Origin of the sequence: Microvirga arabica (genome assembly GCF_016811235.1) — a bacterium.
GTDB classification, from domain to species: Bacteria; Pseudomonadota; Alphaproteobacteria; order Rhizobiales; family Beijerinckiaceae; genus Microvirga; species Microvirga arabica.
In genome coordinates, this window is sequence record NZ_JAFBID010000187.1 from 1 (window position 1) to 1,552 (window position 1,552).

2 protein-coding genes are annotated in these 1,552 nt (G+C 59.1%); one reads left to right on the forward strand and one right to left on the reverse strand.

Annotation, left to right across the window (positions count from 1 at the left end):
- Positions 1–461: 461 nt before the first annotated feature.
- A complete protein-coding gene (locus JQC81_RS32340) occupies positions 462–1,175 on the forward strand; it encodes an IS6 family transposase (protein WP_203275848.1) in 714 nt (237 codons plus the stop codon).
- Between the two features lie 59 nt (positions 1,176–1,234).
- Here the strand turns inward: JQC81_RS32340 and JQC81_RS32345 are convergent.
- Positions 1,235–1,552 (reverse strand): tripartite tricarboxylate transporter permease (locus tag JQC81_RS32345; protein WP_203275847.1); only part of this gene is annotated, 318 nt, incomplete at its 5' end.

A 1,552-nucleotide genomic window follows, 5' to 3' on the forward strand; every position in this document is an offset into this window, starting at 1 on the left:
CTTGCCTCCTGGGCCATATCCGGGTCAACGCACAACCGACCCAAATGGATTCAAGCCCGGATCAAAAGCGCTTTAGCTCACTCCAAATCAGTACAATGGGTGGACAATCCAGCACTACTGACATGGGGACGCCATTGTTTCGGCGATGAAAGAGTTATCGTCCGGGAGAACGACGATATAGGCTGTTTAACTTGATCCACTCCCCTTGGCCGCTATGCTTCCGTCCGAGCACAGCGCCTGCCTTATACGCGCGCTCATGCTTTCTGGCTTAACGGAGCCGGATTTGGTCTCGGGCCACCGCGCTCTGAGAAACCGTCTGTGCAAGAATGAGCTTTCGACAGAGGCTGCCGTTTTCCTGAGTGAGGCAGGCCGACGCTTGTCCATCCTGAGGGTTCTATTGCAGCTTTGAAGCTTGCTCGGCCTGAGCTACGACAGGAGGAGGCTGAGAGGGGCTGGCGGTGATGCAAGGTAATAAGAACCCGTTCAAGGGTCGTCAGTTCACGGCGGAGATCATTCTGTGGGCAGTGCGCTGGTACCTGCAGTTCCCGATCAGCTACCGGGACCTCGCGTGCATGCTCTCCGATCGAGGCGTGCACGTGGACCATACGACCCTCTTTCGGTGGATCCAGGCTTATGCTCCCGAACTGGACAGGCGCGTCCGTCCGCATCTTCGCATGACCAACGGCTCCTGGCGGGTGGACGAAACATACATTCGGGTGAAGAGTGAATGGGTGTATCTCTACCGCGCCGTTGATGCGACCGGGCAGACGATTGACTTTCTGCTCTCACCCAAGCGGGATGCGGCTGCCGCCCGGCGCTTCTTCCGGAAGGCATTAGGGCAGCCACACACGGTCAATCCGCGGACCATCACCGTCGACAAGAACGCCGCCTATCCGATTGCGACGCAGGCTATGAAACGTGCCGGCGAGCTCTGGCGCTTTGCCAAACTCCGGCAGGTGAAATCTCTCAACAACATCGTCGAGCAGGATCACCGGCGCATCAAACGGCTGGTCCGTCCTGGGCTGGGCTTCAAGAGCTTCACGACGGCCTCACGGACGATCGCGGGCTACGAGGTCATGGCGATGATTCGCAAGGGACAGGTGGCGATCGCACCAGCGAATGACATGGGCACTCAGCGCGACTTCATTGCTACCCTGTTCGGCGCAGCCACATAACCAGCGTCCTCATCCAGCCTACGCTTGAGCTGCCTTAGTAGTTGCAACGGCCCCTCATGTCACTCGACAAACACCTCATCCCTCCCCTTCCGGATGGAGGGCAGGAGGGCAATGACGAGAAGGATCACGGCCACGGCAAGCAGACCGGCGCTGACCGGGCGCTCGATAAAGGTTTCCAGCGAGCCGCGCGAGATGATGAGGGCGCGCCTGAGGTTTTCCTCCATCAGCCTGCCGAGCACGAAGCCGAGCAGCATCGGCGCCGGCTCGAAGCCGAACTTGATCAGCATGTAGCCCACCAGCCCGAAGAACGCGATGAACATCACGTCGGTGGGCAGAGAGTTGATCGAGTAGATGCCGATGCAGCAGAACATCAGGAT

What these genes read in the sequence shown, in the direction of transcription:
- JQC81_RS32340 (WP_203275848.1), top strand. Translation starts at nt 462, where the DNA reads ATGCAAGGTAATAAGAACCCGTTCAAGGGTCGTCAGTTCACGGCGGAG.